General features: G+C 35.1%; 21 protein-coding genes. 18 read left to right on the plus strand and 3 right to left on the minus strand.

The features are described 5' to 3' along the window. Positions 1-308: 308 nt before the first annotated feature. Positions 309-1,934: a putative polysaccharide biosynthesis protein gene (locus tag GGQ92_RS12145; RefSeq protein ID WP_184249217.1), complete on the plus strand. Its 1,626-nt coding sequence runs from the start codon at positions 309-311 to the stop codon at positions 1,932-1,934. A gap of 12 nt (positions 1,935-1,946) precedes the next feature. Next, on the plus strand, positions 1,947-2,657 hold the full coding sequence (locus GGQ92_RS12150; RefSeq protein WP_184249393.1) for a pseudouridine synthase: 711 nt from the start codon (positions 1,947-1,949) through the stop codon (positions 2,655-2,657). A gap of 54 nt (positions 2,658-2,711) precedes the next feature. On the opposite strand, the gene GGQ92_RS12155 is transcribed toward GGQ92_RS12150, so the two are convergent. Beyond that, positions 2,712-2,930 (minus strand): helix-turn-helix domain-containing protein, encoded by a 219-nt coding sequence (locus GGQ92_RS12155; RefSeq protein WP_184249219.1) that lies wholly within the window; start codon positions 2,928-2,930, stop codon positions 2,712-2,714. A gap of 150 nt (positions 2,931-3,080) precedes the next feature. On the opposite strand from GGQ92_RS12155, the gene thpR reads away from it, so the two are divergent. From thpR to GGQ92_RS12170, 3 genes are all read left to right on the plus strand, one after another. Continuing rightward, positions 3,081-3,617 carry an RNA 2',3'-cyclic phosphodiesterase gene (gene thpR, locus GGQ92_RS12160; protein ID WP_184249222.1) on the plus strand — a complete coding sequence of 179 codons (537 nt, stop codon included), beginning with the start codon at positions 3,081-3,083 and terminating at the stop codon, positions 3,615-3,617. 9 nt (positions 3,618-3,626) lie between these two features. Continuing rightward, positions 3,627-4,535 carry an NERD domain-containing protein gene (locus tag GGQ92_RS12165; protein WP_184249226.1) on the plus strand — a complete coding sequence of 303 codons (909 nt, stop codon included), beginning with the start codon at positions 3,627-3,629 and terminating at the stop codon, positions 4,533-4,535. A gap of 201 nt (positions 4,536-4,736) precedes the next feature. Beyond that, a complete protein-coding gene (locus GGQ92_RS12170; RefSeq protein ID WP_184249228.1) occupies positions 4,737-5,540 on the plus strand; it encodes a phosphotransferase family protein in 804 nt (267 codons plus the stop codon). Here GGQ92_RS12170 and GGQ92_RS12175 read toward each other — a convergent pair. Beyond that, complete coding sequence (locus GGQ92_RS12175; RefSeq protein WP_184249231.1) at positions 5,500-5,805, minus strand: YtzH-like family protein; 306 nt, start codon at positions 5,803-5,805, stop codon at positions 5,500-5,502. The two genes, GGQ92_RS12170 and GGQ92_RS12175, sit on opposite strands and share 41 nt — an antisense overlap. Positions 5,806-5,901: 96 nt before the next feature. On the opposite strand from GGQ92_RS12175, the gene trmB reads away from it, so the two are divergent. After that, positions 5,902-6,543: a tRNA (guanosine(46)-N7)-methyltransferase TrmB gene (gene trmB / locus GGQ92_RS12180; RefSeq protein ID WP_184249396.1), complete on the plus strand. Its 642-nt coding sequence runs from the start codon at positions 5,902-5,904 to the stop codon at positions 6,541-6,543. A gap of 86 nt (positions 6,544-6,629) precedes the next feature. Here the strand turns inward: trmB and GGQ92_RS12185 are convergent, their stop codons facing one another. Then, positions 6,630-6,953 carry a PepSY domain-containing protein gene (locus GGQ92_RS12185; protein WP_184249235.1) on the minus strand — a complete coding sequence of 108 codons (324 nt, stop codon included), beginning with the start codon at positions 6,951-6,953 and terminating at the stop codon, positions 6,630-6,632. Positions 6,954-7,102: 149 nt separating this feature from the next. Between GGQ92_RS12185 and GGQ92_RS12190 the strand changes: the two genes are divergently transcribed. From GGQ92_RS12190 to GGQ92_RS12245, 12 genes are all read left to right on the plus strand, one after another. Then, positions 7,103-8,170 (plus strand): M42 family metallopeptidase, encoded by a 1,068-nt coding sequence (locus GGQ92_RS12190; RefSeq protein WP_184249237.1) that lies wholly within the window; start codon positions 7,103-7,105, stop codon positions 8,168-8,170. After that, positions 8,133-8,693, plus strand: a complete 561-nt coding sequence (locus tag GGQ92_RS12195; protein WP_246384419.1) for a DUF84 family protein — start codon at positions 8,133-8,135, stop codon at positions 8,691-8,693. The genes GGQ92_RS12190 and GGQ92_RS12195 overlap by 38 nt, the downstream gene beginning before the upstream one ends. An 80-nt stretch (positions 8,694-8,773) precedes the next feature. Further along, complete coding sequence (locus tag GGQ92_RS12200; RefSeq protein ID WP_184249240.1) at positions 8,774-9,307, plus strand: hypothetical protein; 534 nt, start codon at positions 8,774-8,776, stop codon at positions 9,305-9,307. Between the two features lie 2 nt (positions 9,308-9,309). After that, on the plus strand, positions 9,310-9,624 hold the full coding sequence (locus tag GGQ92_RS12205) for a thioredoxin family protein (protein WP_184249243.1): 315 nt from the start codon (positions 9,310-9,312) through the stop codon (positions 9,622-9,624). 190 nt (positions 9,625-9,814) lie between these two features. After that, the gene (locus tag GGQ92_RS12210; RefSeq protein WP_184249246.1) at positions 9,815-10,462 is read left to right on the plus strand and encodes an ATP-binding cassette domain-containing protein; all 648 of its coding nucleotides are present in this window, start codon (positions 9,815-9,817) and stop codon (positions 10,460-10,462) included. 4 nt (positions 10,463-10,466) lie between these two features. After that, positions 10,467-11,642: a hypothetical protein gene (locus GGQ92_RS12215; RefSeq protein WP_184249248.1), complete on the plus strand. Its 1,176-nt coding sequence runs from the start codon at positions 10,467-10,469 to the stop codon at positions 11,640-11,642. A gap of 113 nt (positions 11,643-11,755) precedes the next feature. Next, positions 11,756-12,577, plus strand: a complete 822-nt coding sequence (locus GGQ92_RS12220) for a DUF1444 domain-containing protein (protein WP_184249251.1) — start codon at positions 11,756-11,758, stop codon at positions 12,575-12,577. Continuing rightward, a complete protein-coding gene (gene ytpR / locus GGQ92_RS12225) occupies positions 12,578-13,186 on the plus strand; it encodes a YtpR family tRNA-binding protein (RefSeq protein ID WP_184249254.1) in 609 nt (202 codons plus the stop codon). A gap of 215 nt (positions 13,187-13,401) precedes the next feature. After that, positions 13,402-15,522, plus strand: coding sequence for a DNA translocase FtsK (locus tag GGQ92_RS12230; protein WP_184249257.1), 2,121 nt, complete (start codon positions 13,402-13,404; stop codon positions 15,520-15,522). A gap of 386 nt (positions 15,523-15,908) precedes the next feature. Further along, on the plus strand, positions 15,909-17,207 hold the full coding sequence (gene murC / locus GGQ92_RS12235) for a UDP-N-acetylmuramate--L-alanine ligase (RefSeq protein ID WP_184249260.1): 1,299 nt from the start codon (positions 15,909-15,911) through the stop codon (positions 17,205-17,207). A 276-nt stretch (positions 17,208-17,483) separates the two neighbouring features. After that, the gene (locus GGQ92_RS12240) at positions 17,484-17,915 is read left to right on the plus strand and encodes a DUF948 domain-containing protein (protein WP_184249263.1); all 432 of its coding nucleotides are present in this window, start codon (positions 17,484-17,486) and stop codon (positions 17,913-17,915) included. Further along, a complete protein-coding gene (locus GGQ92_RS12245) occupies positions 17,908-18,339 on the plus strand; it encodes a YtxH domain-containing protein (protein ID WP_184249266.1) in 432 nt (143 codons plus the stop codon). Before GGQ92_RS12240 ends, GGQ92_RS12245 begins: the two co-directional genes overlap by 8 nt. The last annotated feature ends 27 nt before the right edge of the window (positions 18,340-18,366 follow it).

Genomic DNA, 18,366 nt, shown 5'->3' on the forward strand with positions numbered 1-18,366 from the left:
TTGATAGGTTCGAGGTGGAAGCATGGTGACATGTGAAGCTGACGAATACTAATCGATCGAGGACTTATCTATACTACAATGATTGTACGTTTTGAATACTTGTCAAAAAAATCTTATCCAGTTTTCAGGGTATAATATATATAGTGAAGAAGATAGAACAGGTGAGGAAATTGATTCCTTATACCTGTTTTTTTGTTTTGTGCTTAGGTTTAATCTATTGTTTGATTCTTTTAATATAATATAAATGGTGAATATACTACAAAAATGATAGAATAAATACGTGACAATGATAAGAAAATGGTGAATTTATGGCGAAATCAAACTTTTTAAGAGGAACTTTGCTACTAACAGTAGCAAGTTTTTTATCTAAATTTCTTGGTATGATATATGTTATTCCTTTCACTAATTTAGTAGGGGAAACAGGAATGACCTTATATGGATATGCATATGGACCATATACAATATTTCTAAGCATATCAACAGTCGGTATTCCATTAGCTGTATCTAAATTTGTGTCAAAGTATAACACATTAAATGATTATCATACTAGCTATCGAACATTTAAAATGTCAGTAATGATTATGTTCGCAACTGGTATACTAAGCTTTCTTGTTATGTTTTTCTCAGCAGATCTTATTGCAAAATGGACAATAGATGAGGGGACAAAGAATATTAGTATTGATGATGTGAAATATGTCATTCGAATGGTTAGTTTTTCTTTAATCATTATTCCGGGGATGGCAGTTATGAGGGGTTTTTTTCAAGGAAACCAATCTATGGAGCCGACAGCTGTATCTCAAGTAATTGAGCAAATTGCACGGATAGTTTTTCTATTAGTTGTAGTGTTTATTATTATCCAATTAGCTGGAGGAGAGAGAGTTACTGCAGTAGGATGGGCAACATTCGCAGCTTTTATAGGTGGACTAGCGTCATGGATAGTGTTGCTATATTACTGGCGCAGCAGAAAAAGACACATTAATGAGAACTTAAAACGACAAAGAAAAATATATCAATATGAGACGAAAGATTTACTTAGAGAGCTTATAAGCTACTCAGGGGTATTTGTTTTTGTAGGTATGGCTATACCCTTATTTCAATTGGTAGATCAATTTACATTTAATCATGCAATGGTTGCTATCGGTCTAGCAGACGAAGCAGAGGTTGCCTACTCGATCTTTAATGTTCAGGGACATAAACTTATTATTCTTCCTGTAACGATTGCTACAGGCCTTTCTTTGGCTTTATTACCTGAAATAACAAGTGCTTATAATAGTAAAGATAGTAAACGGGTAAAATTACTGATTAACCAAGCGTTACAAATCATAATGTTTTTTGTGTTACCTGCAGTCGTAGGGATCATGCTATTGTCAGATGAAATATACGGCGGTCTTTTTGGCTTGCAAAATATAGACATTGCTGGACCTTTACTTGCTTGGTATGCACCATCCGCATTAACGCTGGCTTTCTTTACGGTGACAGCATCAATTTTACAAGGTATCAATGAGCAAAAATTTACGCTTATTAGCTTAGGGATAGGGATTCTTACGAAAGTATTACTTAATTCGATTATGATTCAAACGTTTGAGTCAAAAGGTGCGGTTATTTCTACGCTTATCGCGACATTAATAGCAAGCTTACTTAATATAAGTAGGATTCACAAGAAGATACCATTCCCGGTGAAGAAGTTATTCAAACTTTCTCTATTAATGCTTATCTTCACTGCTATAATGACTTTAGCTGTAATAATCGTAAAATGGATCTTCGGATTGATAATGGATTATGAAGAAGGAAGAATTGCTTCTCTATTTGTTGGTGTCATAGCAGCTTTAATTGGTGGAGGAATCTATCTTTATTTAGGTTATGCTTCTACACTGTTTGAAAGAATTACGGGAAGAAGAATTGCTTTCGTTGATCGTCTTATAGGTAGAGAGTAAGGAGTGAGGAAGATTAGGCTGGATAAATTTTTGGCTAATATGGGTGTTGGTAGCCGGAAGGAAGTAAAAGATTTAATACGAAAAGGACTTGTTCGAATTAATGATGCGATTTATAAAAGCCCAAAGGCTACTGTTAATCCTAATGAAGATAAGGTTGAAGTTAACGGAGAACAAATCATATATAAGCCTTTTATCTATTTAATGTTAAATAAGCCAGCTGGTTATATTACAGCTACTGAGGATCGGGTACATAAAACGGTTTTAGACCTAATTAGGGATGAGGATAAAGTTCTTGACCCGTTTCCTGTAGGGAGACTTGATAAAGACACAGAAGGCTTACTAATAATAACGAATGACGGAAAGTTGGCTCATCACCTCCTATCGCCAAATAAGGATATATTTAAGACATATATTGCTCACGTACAAAGGGATATAACAGAAGAAGACATTGAAGCATTTCAAAATGGACTCGAGCTGGATGATGGTTATCAAACAAAACCAGCTCTTTTAAAGTCTCTCGGAGATAAAAGAGTAGAAGTAAAGATAACGGAAGGGAAATTCCATCAAGTGAAAAGAATGTTTGAAGCCCGTGGAAATAAAGTTGTTTATTTAAAAAGAGTTAGCATGGGAGATTTGAACCTTGATGAGGAATTAAAACTTAGTGAATATCGTGAATTAACTGACGAAGAATTAGCAATATTAAGAGAAGGATTTACTCAATAAAAAACCAGTACGAACAAAGCATCATACTGGACAAGTAAGTTACTTGCTATATTGTTATGATATTTTAACTTTTTTATTTGTGATTTCCCAACGCCCCCGATTTGGACTATTGACAAGCCCGTTATATTCGAGCAAGTGTAAGTCACGTTGAACAGTACGGTCTGTTATTCCAAATTCTTCTGCTATTTCACCCGTGGTAACTGTGCCTTTCTCTTTAATAAAGAAATAAACAGCTTTAACACGAGTCAGCATGCGGGTGGTTGATGGATTCAAAAAATCACTCCTTCAAATATAGCCTAACAATCAGTATATTCATGCTGTAATTTTATTTTACACTTTTTTGCTGGAGATTTCTATAAATTTATCTAATTTACAGACAATTTACACTATTTCACTAAATACTTAATAATAAAAGGTGATAAAATGGTACACTTCTTTATAGCTATACCCGTTACAAAAGATATCAAACGATTAGCAACGCCCATCCAACAAGAGTTAAAAAGGGAACAACAGCATAAAGTTTATGTTCATCCGGATGATTTGCATATTACGGTCCACTTCTTCGGTGAATTAGAAGAAGTGAAGGTTCGAGCGTTAGCTAAATCTCTTCAAGAAGCGATAAGCATCCGTCCTTTCACTTTGAATATTGGGGAACTACATTTTTTTGGAGAACAACAAAAGCCTAGTGTAGTATGGCTTGGCGTAGAAGAACATCCTACACTTACCAAATTGTATGACTTTACTCAGAGGATTATTAAAGAAAATGGATTAGCTGCAGACAATAAAAATTATCGTCCACATATAACACTTGCAAAAAAGTGGAAACAGGATGCATCTGCTTTTAATATGCCAAATGAGCCTATACCTAATACACCAATGCAAGTGGATGAGATGGTAATATATAAAATACACCCGAAAAATGAACCCAAATATGAGGCTGTCTTTCATATTAAAATGTGAGGTGAGGAAATGGCTCAATTAATCAAACTGGAAAATTACATATCACGTTATGAGCGTGATATCTATCATTATCCTGGTCACTATATACGGTTAAAACAAGAAAACTGGACCAAACTTCATCAATATTGGCAAGAACATCGTACGTACGGAATAGATGAAAAAAATGACGAACTGAATTCCTCAACTAATTACTCTCGGTGGAAATCTTTTTTTAATAAACGTGAAGAAATAGAGGATATGGAAGATCGTTCGGATAAATTTATACCGAACACGTTAGACGAATTAAAGAAATATTATTTAGATTCATTACTGCCATTCCAATTAAAGTGGGCAACCTCCACAGTAGATAAAATGTCTTTTTTCGATAAAGCCTATCAAAGGAATGAATTATTAAAATTTTTCCTGCAAAGATTACCCGATACGTTTCTTGTTATGTTTATGCCTATTTTTAAAATCAAGAAATCTATAGTAGAAGCAGATATTATTATTATTCATCCTGTTGGGATCGACATCGTTAAGGTGGTAAATCTAGCACCCCAGAAAGCTTTAATTGTAGAAGATAGTCGAACATGGTATACCGAGGAAGACAATATACAGACAAAGTTATTAAGTCCGCTTATAAGCGTAAATAGGACGGAGAAAATTGTCCAAAGTATTCTCGCTAGTCATGATTTGGATTTTCCAATCAAAAAGGTTCTGATTTCGTTTGATAATACAATCGAATTTCGTACAGAGCCTTATAATACTGAAATTGTAGATCAAACGAATATAGAAGGATGGGTAAAACAGAAACAAAAATTTGTTTCGCCTTTAAAACGTGATCAATTAAAAGCAGCTGAATCGATATTACATCAGTGTGATACAGTGTCTGTCTCAAGGCCAGAGTGGAATCAAGATAGTGAATCTGATTGGGAATAATATTGCTATTTCGACATAGAATCTAAGAAAATATAAAAATACTAAACAAATTTGTCATTTTTTCTTGAAATTCACCCTCGATTTGCGGTAATCTAGTAGTACTATTTCTTTTTTATAAATTCATACATTATGTAAGAAAATATATATCGAACGGTTAACGTTTTTGACGATTGAAACAATGCAAGAATGGAGGGTGACGAGTTGGAACATATTTTAGGAAAAGATTGGGTTATACAATCGGCTGGCGGTGCTACTGGGACTGCTTATTATGCACAATCCGAATATAAAAGGTTGTTTTTGAAACGGAACTCTTCTCCATTCCTTGCAGTGTTATCAGCACAAGGTATTGTACCTAAGTTAGTATGGACAAAACGTTTGGAAAATGGTGATGTCGTTACAGCTCAAGAATGGCTTGAGGGTAAAGCATTAAATGTTGAGGAAATGCAGCATCCGAAAGTTGCTCATCTATTAAGTAAAATTCATCATTCTACGGAATTATTAGATATGTTATTACGAATTGAAAAAAGAACGATAACTCCAATCGATACATTAACACATGTAAAATACTTAGTGAATAAAACCAATTCTGCTAAACACTCTATTATCATACACAAGACATTACAATACCTACAGTCACGCTTACCTGAAATCCAATATGATCGACTCGTAGTTTGCCATTGTGATTTAAACCACCACAATTGGATGCTTTCCAATCATGGTGAATTGTATTTAATTGACTGGGATAACGCTAGAGTAGGAGATCCAGCAATGGATATTGGAAGAATTCTTCAATCTTATATTCCCAAAGAGGATTGGGAACAGTGGCTATCTAAATATGGTATTGAGAATAGTACGTATTTAATGAAAAGAATGCATTGGCATTTGTTAGTCGATGAGATCGTGAATTTTGTTTACTATCTACGGAACGGTCTACATAAATCTGCCAATGACCATCTCCAACAAATTATTCAACTTCATCAACAAATTGAGGAGTGGAATCTTTAATAGACATAGCCCACTTCTCTAAATCATTTTGATAGGTATGAATATGCATGTCGATATCAGTACTAGACATTCCATCTTTTGCGTATCGGTCCATTGCCTGCGTATGAGCGGCAAGAGCTGATTGGTTAAAAGATGGATGATTTTTTATGACAGTTATTAGCCGAGAAATTTGTTCACACTCTTCGGTACTTCCAGAACATTCTTCAGCATGTAAGCTAATTAAATCATATAGTAATCCTAATTGATCCTTTGTTGTTAAGGACATCTGAACCACTCCTTTTCCTTATATTTTTCGCAAATTGTGCAAAAATATACAGGAGTGAGCAAAATATAAACTTGTACGAAATAAAAGGAGAAAGTAATTAAGCGTGTACGACATAAACCTTGGGCGGACGACTATATAAAGGAACATTCCAATATTGTGGTGAGTAACCCAAGTGAGAATAAAGGTAACTGGAGCGATATTTTTAAAAATGAAGCTCCAATTCATTTAGAAATAGGGTCTGGAAAAGGCCAATTTGTTGCTGGTATGGCTCAACAATTCCCGGATGTTAATTTTGTCGGTGTAGAAGTAGTAAAGAGCGTAATCGTAACGACGATTGATAAAGTAAGGGAAAGTGAAAGGGAAAATATTAGGCTACTGAATGAAAATGCAGAGGATTTAGACGAAATATTTGCATCAGGAGAAATATCTGCCATTTATCTAAACTTTTCTGATCCGTGGCCAAAGAATCGACATGAAAAACGTCGTTTGACATACAAGTCATTTTTAGAAAAATATAAGAAAATCCTTAAAGATGATGGAAAAATCATTCTTAAAACGGATAATCGAGGATTGTTCGAATACTCCCTAGCAAGTTTCTCACAATTTGGATTAATTATTGAGGAAGTATCCCTTGATTTGCATGCATTAGATGACCCAACTAATGTACAAACAGAGTACGAAGAAAAGTTCTCAAAAAAGGGACAACCTATTTATCGTTGTATCGCTAGAGTAAATTAACGATGTAAACCTAACATGAAAAAAAGAGTTGTTAACGTATCTTTAACAGAGGCGTTTACAACTCTTTTACTATGTAGAGAGACAATTTATACGTTCTCTATATGAGAAGGGAAAAATTCAAGTATCGTTCCTGTATGTGCATCTACATAGAATTCGTAAGGAGTGTCTTGTTTATTTGAACGTTTCGTCACTCCACCGTGATAAATGGTGTAGTTCAATCCATTTTTGTTGAAATCTCTTGGCTTCATATAAATCCATGAACCACTAACCGTAAATTTCTCACTAAGCATATCGCGAATCGATTTCAAAGCCTTTTCTGGTGATACATGCTCTCTTTCCTTGATTGATCTTCCTGCAAGCAATCCTGCTCCAAAACAAACTAACCCAAGAAGCACCCATCTTTTTTTCATTTCCTACACCTCTGTCTATTTCGAATATGTTCTATTTCCATCATAAGAATAAAAGGTAGTTGAAATCAAGTAATTCACTACATGCATTCGTCTTTGTTTTCGAATTTCGTCGTGTTATAGTTAAGGAAAAGAAGGGAAGGATAGAAGTAATGAATCATGAGACTTTAGAGCTTTTTAGAACTTTAACAGAGCTACCAGGGGCACCTGGTAATGAACATGCAGTGCGTAATTTTATGAAAAATGAACTTGCAGAATACGCAGATGAAGTAATTCAAGACCGACTTGGTGGAGTCTTCGGTGTAAAAAGAGGAAAAGGACCGAAAGTTCTAGTTGCCGGGCATATGGACGAAGTTGCTTTTATGGTAACGCAAATCACAGATAATGGTATGATTCGTTTTCAACCATTAGGTGGTTGGTGGTCCCAAGTTTTACTCGCACAACGTGTAGAAATACTAACAGGTGAGAAATCTGTAATTGGTGTAATAGGTTCCATACCTCCACATAATCTTACTCAAAGTGATCGAACAAAACCAATGAAAATAGAAAATATGTTAATTGATATTGGAGCAGATAATAAGGAAGATGCGGAACAAATGGGTATTAAGCCTGGCCAATCTATTTTACCTGTTTCTCCATTTACTCCGATGACAAATCCTAAAAAAATTATGGCAAAGGCTTGGGATAACCGTTATGGTTGTGGACTTGCAATTGAATTATTAAAGGAAGTACAGAATGAACAACTTCCAAACGAACTATATTCAGGAGCGACTGTTCAAGAAGAAGTAGGACTTAGAGGAGCAAAAACAGCTGCTAATATGATTCAACCAGACATTTTTTATGCGTTGGATGCTTCACCGGCTAATGATATGGCAGGTAGCAAAAAAGAATTTGGACAGCTAGGTAAAGGTGCGTTATTACGTATCTTTGATCGAACTATGATTACACATCGTGGCATTCGAGAATTTGTTCTACAAACAGCGGAGGACAACGACATACCTTATCAATATTTTGTTTCTCAAGGTGGGACAGATGCAGGAAGTGTTCACGTAAGTAACCAAGGTGTACCATCTGCAGTAATTGGCATCTGCTCAAGATATATTCATACCCATGCTTCTATTATACATGTGGATGATTATGCAGCTGCGAAAGAATTACTTGTGAAACTTGTAAGAAATACGGATGAAACAACGGTACAAACAATTAGAAATAACGGATAAGGGATTCGGTAACATGGTTATTATAGTTGGTTCTCTCAATAAGGCGAAAATAGAAGCCGTAAAGACCGTTTTTCCTGAAGACGATATTCAAGCACTTGATATAGATTCTAGGGTCAGCAGTCAGCCTAAAAGTGATGATGAAACAAGACAGGGTGCAATTAATCGTGCGATTGCTTGTCAAACAGAAAGCACGTATGGAATTGGATTAGAAGGCGGTGTGTATCAGCAAGGCGACAGTTGGTACCTATGTAGCTGGGGTGCATTAAAAACACCAGCTGATAACATATTTGTAGCAGGTGGCGCTAGAATACCATTACCTAGTACCATTAGTGATGAAATCATAAATGGTAAAGAACTCGGAGTTATGATGGAAGAGCTAATGAATAAAGAGACGATTCGCCAGCATGAAGGAACTGTTGGTGTGTTATCGAATAATTTAGTAAATAGAAAATCTATGTTTGTTGAAATTGTTAAATTGTTGAGAGGTCAAATGGAATTCCAACAATCAATGAAGCAATTGTAAAAAGTTACCTTGTTTTTCGAAAAAAAAATAGTATGATAGTAAAAGGGAAAATAGGTCTAATTAATCAGGAGGATAATGTAATGAAAGAAAATAAGATGGGGTTCGTCATTATCGCCCTTTTACTATTATTTTTAATCACGATTAGTGTATTGAGTATAGAAACTGAGGAATCTGTATTAGAGGAAGCAATAAATACTGCAGAAAATACTTTTAGAGAAACATCGCCAGAATCCAATAGTGAGGTTGAAAATTTCACGTTATATATTCCAGATGAACTCGATGTTGATGAAAGGAACAATAACAATGCTGTTCTCGTATCTGGTGATGGACAGAGTTATATACTTTTCATTAATGATAAAGAAAATAAAAATAGTACGTTAAATTATGAAACAGTGCGAGAAACCGGAGAAAACGAATGGTTACAGTCATTTGAAGATGCTGAGCGTTTCGGTTATATATATATTAATCCGTTAGATGGAGAGTATGAAGTTCAGCTAGGTGTTGGTGGAGTGAAATTAACAACCATCAGTGGTAAAGATAGCATTGTAGATGACGTAGCAATGATGATGGCCATATCTAACTCCGTAGAATATGAGGAAATACAGGAGGGTTAAGCATGGAGACATTGCAATCAAAAGAACAATTTCAAGACTGGCAACAAAAAGAAAAAGTAATCTTTCTATTTTCAGCAGATTGGTGTCCAGATTGTCGATTCATCGACCCATTTATGCCTGAAGTAGAAGAAAAATATTCTGAATGGTCGTTTGTATTTGTAGATCGTGATGATTTTATAGAGATATGTCAGGAACATGATATCTTTGGTATACCTAGCTTTCTAGCCTATCATCAAGGTAAAGAATTAGGCCGCTTTGTTAGCAAGGATCGGAAAACGCAAGAAGAGATTGAATCGTTTATAGAAAAATTGGTATAAGAATAATTAGGAAGCTGTTAACACTCTTAATGAATGTTAATAGCTTTTTTATTTTGCATATTTATTAAATAAAGTCTTGTAATTAATTGATTGTTAACCAATTTCGTGTATATTTATTGATATAATGTAAAAATTACCAGCTATACATATTGATGGTGCGAACTATAAGGAGTAGGAGGGGGAATAACAAATGCTAAAAATACAAAATTTAGATCTCACTACAAAAGAAATTTTACTTTATGGTGCAAATATGACATTGAACAAAGGCTATGTTTATGGTTTATCGGCTCGAAATGGAAGTGGCAAAACAACTTTGTTACGAACTATAAGTGGACTTCGAAAGGAATTGACAGGAACGATAATGATTAAAGAAAATGATAATACTTTAAACCTTTTAAATAGTAAAAGGAAATTATTCTATTATGAAACCTCCGAATGGTTTGATTTAAATTTATCAGGGTTAGATTATTTGAAGTTTATAGAATCCACCTGGAGAAATAAACCACATATGTCCATAGAAGAGTTAATCAGCTTTTGGGAAATGGAGACTTATATTAAACGGCCTATAAAAAAATATTCTTTAGGTATGAAACAAAAAGTTCTACTTTCAATGTATGCTGTTAGTGGAGCATCTTATTTATTATTCGATGAGCCAACTATTGGTTTAGATACTAATAGTTTAAGACGGTTTGAAAGATTGATTACAAGCCTCAAAAATAATAATACAACAATTTTATTTTCCTCCCATCAGAATGATACTCTCTACAAGATATGTGATTTTATATACGAAATGGAAGATAAATCTTTAAAATTAATTTCGGTAACAAGAGAGGAATAAAATAATGAGTTACTTCAAGCTATTATTTAAGAAAACTTTGAAAACCCCTACAAATATATACTTAATCGTGTTTTTAATTATCGGAATTGTAGGTTTATATTTACTAAATCTTCAAGCCTCCAATTTTTATAGTTACATGGGCCAAGTAAAGGCCCACAATCAATCTATCTTAGAAATAGAAGAATACTACGAAAATATATTAGCTGATAATATGGAATACTCTGCAGAAGATACTCAAAATTTTAAAGAAGGATTACAGGATACATTACAGCAAAAGGAATGGAATAAATATATTTTACATTTCGCTGAACAAGAGCATTGGTCAGAAGCCTTAACGTATTCGCTGAAAATAATAGATGGACATTTGGATGTTCACGAAAAGAATGGTGGAGATTTATTTCCAGAAGACCATGTCTTAGCATTGGAGCGAGAGTATTTGTTGTTCGAACAATTAGCATCTCTAAATACAGAACCTGATATGGAAGGATATGAAAGACTTGGATTCAATTACGTCTTTCGAGTAATGGATTCACTATTTCCAACGCTTTTTGTTCTTATTGTCACTGTTTTTATAACAGAGACATTCGTTAATTCGTATAAGAATGGACTCAACATTCCCCTTCTTCTACCGAATAGTTATAAGAAAACAATATTTATAAAAATAGTTTTTAGTGTACTGGCCTCCACATTGATCTATGTCATGAGCTTGCTAGTTAGCTTCGGATTAGCGAGCATGATTTCAGGCACAGGGCACTTTCAATACCCAGTTATCCTTTATTCATCGGACCTATTTTCGACTGCTCCAATATGGCTGATACTATTTAAAACATTCTTTTTACATACATTAGGTATATTGAACGTAGTGTTAATGATTAGTCTAATAAGCTTTCTTGTAAAGAATAGGATGATTACACTTCTTATAACCATTATCCTAATCATCGGTTCGTCCATGGTTGTTCGTTCATTAGATATGCTGCATTCTATTCTCCATCTTAATCCTTTTACTTATTTTTCAGGTGCTGATGTGGTTACTAATTTACTGGCCTATGAAACTGGAAATTCGAATATTAGTTTTTTAAACGGTGTTATCTCCCTTAGTGTACTCGCAGTAATCTTACTTGCTGTCGTACTACTAACAACACGATACGAAGAGAAAAGACAAATGTTAGCTAGAAATTAAATTTTTTTGAGATAGAGGTGCAAAAAATTTAACTGTGACATCAGATATTTCTCAAATATAGAAATGAATGATAAAATAGGATAGGCTCTGACTCCCAGAAGGAGGATGATAGGATGAAAATGACGTCTTTTAAAATGAAGAAGCGTCTTGATGAATTATTTAAACATGATGATTGGAGTACGTCTTTTAATAGAGAGAAAGACACGTATCGAATTGAATGGAAGGATACAAAGCAAGGTGTGACCATTAACATACCAAATGTCATTTCGAAGCATGAGCAAAGAGGAGAAAAGGCACTAGATGAATTAGTATTCCATGTTAGTGAATCACTTAAAATCATGCATGAAGAGCATGAGCTAGAAGGAAAGGAAAAGCATATTTTCCCTGTTATTCGTGCTACTTCATTTCCGAAAAAATCGAAAGCTGGCATTCCATTAGCGTACACAGAACATACAGCGGAAACGAATGTTTATTATGCGTTAGATTTAGGGACAGCTTATCAATTAATTGATGAAAATATGTTGAAAGAGCAAGGTTGGACGATAGATCGTTTAAAAGAAATTTCGATGTTCAATGTTCGTTCTTTATCCGTTGAACCACGGAAAGACACTGTGGCAGATAATGATTTTTATTTCATTGCGACTCAAGATGGATATGATGCTAGCCGCATTTTAAATGAAGCATTTTTAGAAGAGATGAAAGCCAATGCAGTTGGTGAGGTTCTCGTCGCAGTACCGCATCAAGACGTACTTATTATTGCTGACATCAAAAACGAGACAGGCTATGATATTATTGCTCAAATGACAATGAAATTCTTTGCAGAGGGTAGAGTGCCGATTACATCCCTTCCGTTCGTTTATGAGGATAAGAAATTTGAGCCAGTCTTTATTTTAGCTCAAAACCGGCCAGTAGATAAAAAAGGAGAGAAAGAGTAAATGTTTGTTTATTATAACTCAAAAGGTGTAGGCGATGTTTTACTTATACCTCTTAAATCAGCTACTAAAAAAACATTTGAAAAACACCAAGATATTGTAAAAGTTATCGACGAAGAATCCAATGAATTAGTGGGCTATAATATATTCCAAGCATCCAAGTATTTCAATAATTTATCGGACGGAAAATGGAAGTTGGACGAAAGTAGAAGAAATGAATTAGAGCAAGCTTTTCAACAAAATGGATTAGAAAATGAAAAGCAATTAGATCTCTCACCGAAATTTGTTGTTGGCCATGTGAAAGAAGTAAATGCTCATGAAAATGCGGATAAATTAAAAGTGTGTAAGGTGGATGTAGGTGAAGAAGTACTACAGATTGTTTGTGGTGCACCTAATGTAGCAGAAGATCAAAAGGTTGTCGTTGCTAAAATTGGCGCTATCATGCCTAGTGGTTTGGAAATAAAACCTTCTAAACTTCGAGGAGTTGAGTCATATGGCATGCTTTGTTCACAGAAAGAGCTTGGCTTACCGAATGCTCCTCAAGAAAAAGGTATTTATGTGTTAGAGAATACGTTTAAAGCTGGAGAAGAATTTCTCTTCGAGAAAGCGTAAAATTTAACTACTCCCTTTATAGCTGGCGGGTGAAATTCCCTTAACTATTGTCAGCTGTAAGGGGGGATTTTTATTTTACTGAATTTTGAGAGTGAAGATTTTCCTGTAAATAGAGGCTTAAGGTAGAAGAAAGAACAAGGTGTCCACTGCCATCCTATTCGTGTTAAAATAGAGTTATTATCTCGGTGATTAGAAAGAAGAGAGTGAAAAGTGAAATGAAATGGAAAGATTTGAGGAGCCAATGGAATCGACTATTTAATGATGAGACAACAGAAGAAGTATGGAAGAGTCCTCATGAGCAATATAATAATGTTTCGAAATCATTGGAAACAAGAGTTGCTTACCAATATCCAAAACGAAAATTGCCAACTTCACCAACTCGACAAACTAGGTATTCTAAACAAGTTACAAAGAAGAGTGAAACGGTTGAGAATTCTTCGGTGGAAAAAAGGCAACCATTTAAACCAAGTGATATACCTTCACCAGTCCATGGCTTTAGAAATCGACGAAAAGAAACAGAGAAATTGATACCATTAACGAATATAGTAAAAGATGAAAAGATAAAACCAATACAAGAAAAAGAAACGTTCCGTGTTAGCAATGAGCACCCATTTATAGATGAAAATGTTACGGAAACTAAGTCGCTTGAAAAAGCTGAAGTACGTCCACAACCGCCAATCCAAGATGAAACTGAAGAAATAACAAGTATAAATTCGAATGATACTGTGACGAGCCAGGATTTCGAAAGTGAACGTAATACAGTAACGGAAAATAACCGTAATAGAGAAACAAAGAACTACCCATTAAATGTAGTAATGACACCTCGTGATAAACATTTATTAAGAAGAAAAGAATTAATGAAACAGAACGAGAAAAGAGAATCAGAGCAAGCCGAAAAAACAGGCGTAGTATATAAGGAGATTGAGCAGCAACCACAGAGAAAAACTGCCGAGTCAATCCCTTTATTTCTATTAGAAGATCAGCCATCTACTGACCCACAGCATTCTAGTTGGATGCAAGAACAGACGGAAATTTTACAACAAACATTCGATCATTTTCGTATAAATGCTAAGGTAATTGATGCGAAGCAGGGTCCAACAGTTACACGCTTTGAAATACAACCAGCACCAGGAGTGAAAGTGAGTAAAATCAAAAGTTTAACAGATGATATTAAGTTAAACTTAGCGGCCAAAGACATACGTATGGAGGCACCGATCCCAGGTAAGCATGCGATTGGAATCGAAATACCGAATGAACGTCAAGAGCCAGTTTTTTTACATAAGTTAATTCAATCGAATGACTATAAGAGTAGTGTTTCACCGCTTACTGTTGCTTTAGGCGCGGATATTGAAGGGAAGCCTGTAGTAACAGATCTAATGAAAATGCCACACGGATTAATTGCTGGTGCAACTGGCTCTGGAAAAAGTGTTTGTATCAATACGATGTTAATTAGTTTGTTATATAAAGCTTCCCATGAAGATGTGAAATTTTTAATGATTGATCCTAAAATGGTAGAATTAGCTCCATATAATGGAATACCACATCTCGTATCACCAGTTATTACAGATGTAAAAGCCGCTACCTTTGCATTAAAATGGGCAGTTCAAGAAATGGAGAGTCGATACGAAGCGTTCGTAGAAGAAGAGGTTAGAGATATTAATCGTTTCAATGAAAAAATGATAAAACAAGGTAGACTGGATAAAAAAATGCCTTATATGGTTATCATCATCGATGAGTTAGCAGATTTGATGATGTCTGCACCACAGGATGTTGAAGATGCAATCTGTCGTATTGCTCAAAAAGCGAGAGCGTGTGGTATGCATCTTCTTATAGCGACTCAACGACCATCTGTTGATGTCATCACGGGACTAATTAAAGCAAATGTACCTACACGTATTGCTTTCAGTGTATCTTCTCAAGTTGACTCCCGTACAATTCTTGATACGAATGGAGCGGAAAAATTGCTAGGTAAAGGAGATATGTTGTTTGTAGAAAACGGCTCACGTCACATGAGTAGAATACAAGGTGCTTTTGTATCGGACCAAGAAATAGAACGAGTAACTAGTCATGTAAGGAAGATAGCAGAGCCGAACTACATATTAGAGCCTGAACAATGGGTGAAACAATTAGAAACGGATGAAGAGATTGATGATTTATACGAAGAGGCTGTTGATTTTGTGATTGACCATAATGGTGCTAGTGTCTCGTTACTCCAACGTCGTTTTAGAATTGGTTACAACCGAGCAGCACGTTTGATTGATGCGATGGAAAGTGAAGGTATTATATCAGGTCAGAATGGAAGTAAGCCAAGAGAAGTTTTAATTTCCCAAAGGTAATCGTCTAAATATACCAGATCAACGATATTTTAAAATTAAAGATTAGAAAAAGTCATATTTGCTTTGGTTTATTGGACCACTTTGTTGTATAATAGTAGAGGTTTTCTTAAAGCAAGCTACGGGGATACTGAAGTTAAATCGGAATTCGTTAATCTCTTAGATGTTTGCTAGTGGGAAATACATACTTTCTTTTAGCTTAACGGAAAAGTCTAAGATGGAATATGAACATAATAATTAAAAACGTATATACTAAAATAAAAATAGGTGTTGGCCCATCGTTGTAACAGGTAATGCAAGAATGGATTGTTAATTATTTGATATATCCCGGCAATATGATACAGCGAGACTTATTAATCCATTTAACACGAATGTTGGAGGTTCGGTTTATGTCAGAAACTTACCATTTTATAGGTATTAAAGGAACAGGTATGAGTGCATTAGCACAAATTTTAGCTGATTCTGGTAAACAAGTACAAGGTTCAGATGTTGAACAGCACATTTTTACACAGGACGCATTGGAAGCTAAAAATATTCCAATATATCCTTTTTCAAGTCATAATATCACAAAAGGTTTAATCATAATTGCAGGAAATGCGTTTAAGGATGATCACCCAGAAATTCAGGCAGCAAAGGAGTTAAACTTACCTTTTTATCGTTATCATGATTTCTTAGGCAATATGAGTGAGGAGTTTATAAGTATTGCAGTGACAGGATCACATGGTAAAACATCCACAACTGGTTTATTAGCACATGTGCTAGATCGCTCTGGTCCTATTTCCTATTTAATTGGTGATGGCACAGGAAAAGGTTCGTTGGATAGTGAGTATTTTGTGTATGAAGCATGTGAATATAGAAGACACTTTTTAAAATACCACCCTGACTACGCTATCATGACCAATATTGATTTCGATCATCCAGATTATTTCACGAATATCGAGGATGTCTTTAATTCGTTTCAAGAGATGGCAGATAACGTGAAAAAAGGTATTATTGCTTGCGGCGACGATGAATACTTGCAGTCCATTCAAACAAAAGTACCAGTAGTCTATTATGGATTTGGTGAATCCAATGATTTTTATGCTAAAAACATCCGCAAAGAAGATGGTATGACAACATTCGATGTCTTTGTAAGAAATACATTTTATGAAACATTCCAAATAAGAGGTTTTGGCAACCATAGTATTCTGAATGCTTTAGCAGTTATTGCACTTTGCCATTATGAAGGTATGTCAGCTGATACAATCAAAGAAATTGCTACTTTTGAAGGAGTAAAGCGCCGATTTTCAGAAAAAGAAATTGGTGGCCAAATTCTAATCGATGATTATGCTCATCATCCAAAAGAGGTAGAGGCTACAATAGACGCTTGTAACCAAAAATACCCTGAGAGAGAAATCGTCGCTATTTTCCAGCCACATACGTATACGAGAACAAAGACTTTCTTACACGAGTTTAGTGACGCATTGAAAAAAGCGGATCGGGTTTTCCTGTGTGATATTTTTGGTTCTGCACGTGAGGCAGAAGGGAATTTATCCATTGATCATTTGTTAGAACTAATTCCGGATAGTACATTACTAACGACTGAGAATGTAGAAGTGCTAAATCAATATAAAGAAGCGGTACTCGTGTTTATGGGAGCAGGCGACATACAAAAATATCAAGAAGCCTATGAAAAATATCTCGGATAAAGCAGGAATTTATAGAGAAATCACGAATGATATATAAAAGGGGAAAAAGAAGGTTAAATAACTTTCTTTTTTTCGTATTTGGAGGTTTATTGAACAGAAGAACGAGTAAAGGCAGACGTATACCTAGAACAGCATCATACTAGCGAGATTTTCACTCAGGAATGCTTAGGGAAAATTGTCTGATTCTTCATCGTTTATTATGATAGAGATAGGGTATAACTTTACTATCGAGAAGTAAAACTAACATGATGAGAATTTTGAAGGAGTGGAAGTGGAATGGAGCTTATTGGTTATATCTCAGCTTTAATCGCAGCAATTGCCTTTGCGGTTTTAGTTATTTACTTAGTAAAAGTACTTAAAGAAACTCAACGCACGATGGCTAATGTCGCAAACACACTAGAAGGGCTAGAGAAGCAGATGGATGGAATCAGCGTGGAAACAACTGCCCTATTACACAAAACGAACAAGTTAGCGGATGATATTAATCATAAAGCTACTCGATTAAATTCAGTTGTGGAAAGTGTGCATTCTGTTGGAGATAGTATGAAAAATTTTACACGTTCCATTGATGCGGTAGCGAGCAAGGTTCATGGTGCTGCAGAGGCCAACAAAGAACAGATTGCACAAGTTACAAATTGGGTAACAGTAATTGTAGAATTATTTAATAAAAACAAAAAAAATAAAAATGGAGGTATGAGAAATGAGTAATACAAACAACACACAAAATCAAGAAAATATTAATAGTAAAGACTTTTTAATTGGTGCTTTAATTGGTGGTATGGCTGGCGCGGCATTGGCTCTTATATTCGCTCCTAAATCCGGAAAAGAATTAAGAGGAGACATTAATCAAGGTGCCAGTTATGTGAAAGATCGTGCATCCGAATGGAAAGATGTCGCTGCTGTTAAAGGGAATGAGTGGATGGATAAAGCGAAGCAACAGTCGCAACAGTTAGGTGATACGGTTTCTCAGAAATCACAAGATTTAACTCAAAAGTTTAAAGAAACGAAAGATACTTTGCAAAACAAAGTGACAAATAATAATGATCCGGAAAAGGCAGCAGAAGAAGTTGCAAGAGCGATTGAAGAAGCGGCATTAGAAGCAGAAAAAGAACAAGGCAATACAACGAATTAAGTAAAAGGGGGGCTGTCTAATTATGGA

Source organism: Gracilibacillus halotolerans (assembly GCF_014206945.1).
GTDB classification, from domain to species: domain Bacteria; phylum Bacillota; class Bacilli; order Bacillales; family Amphibacillaceae; genus Gracilibacillus; species Gracilibacillus halotolerans.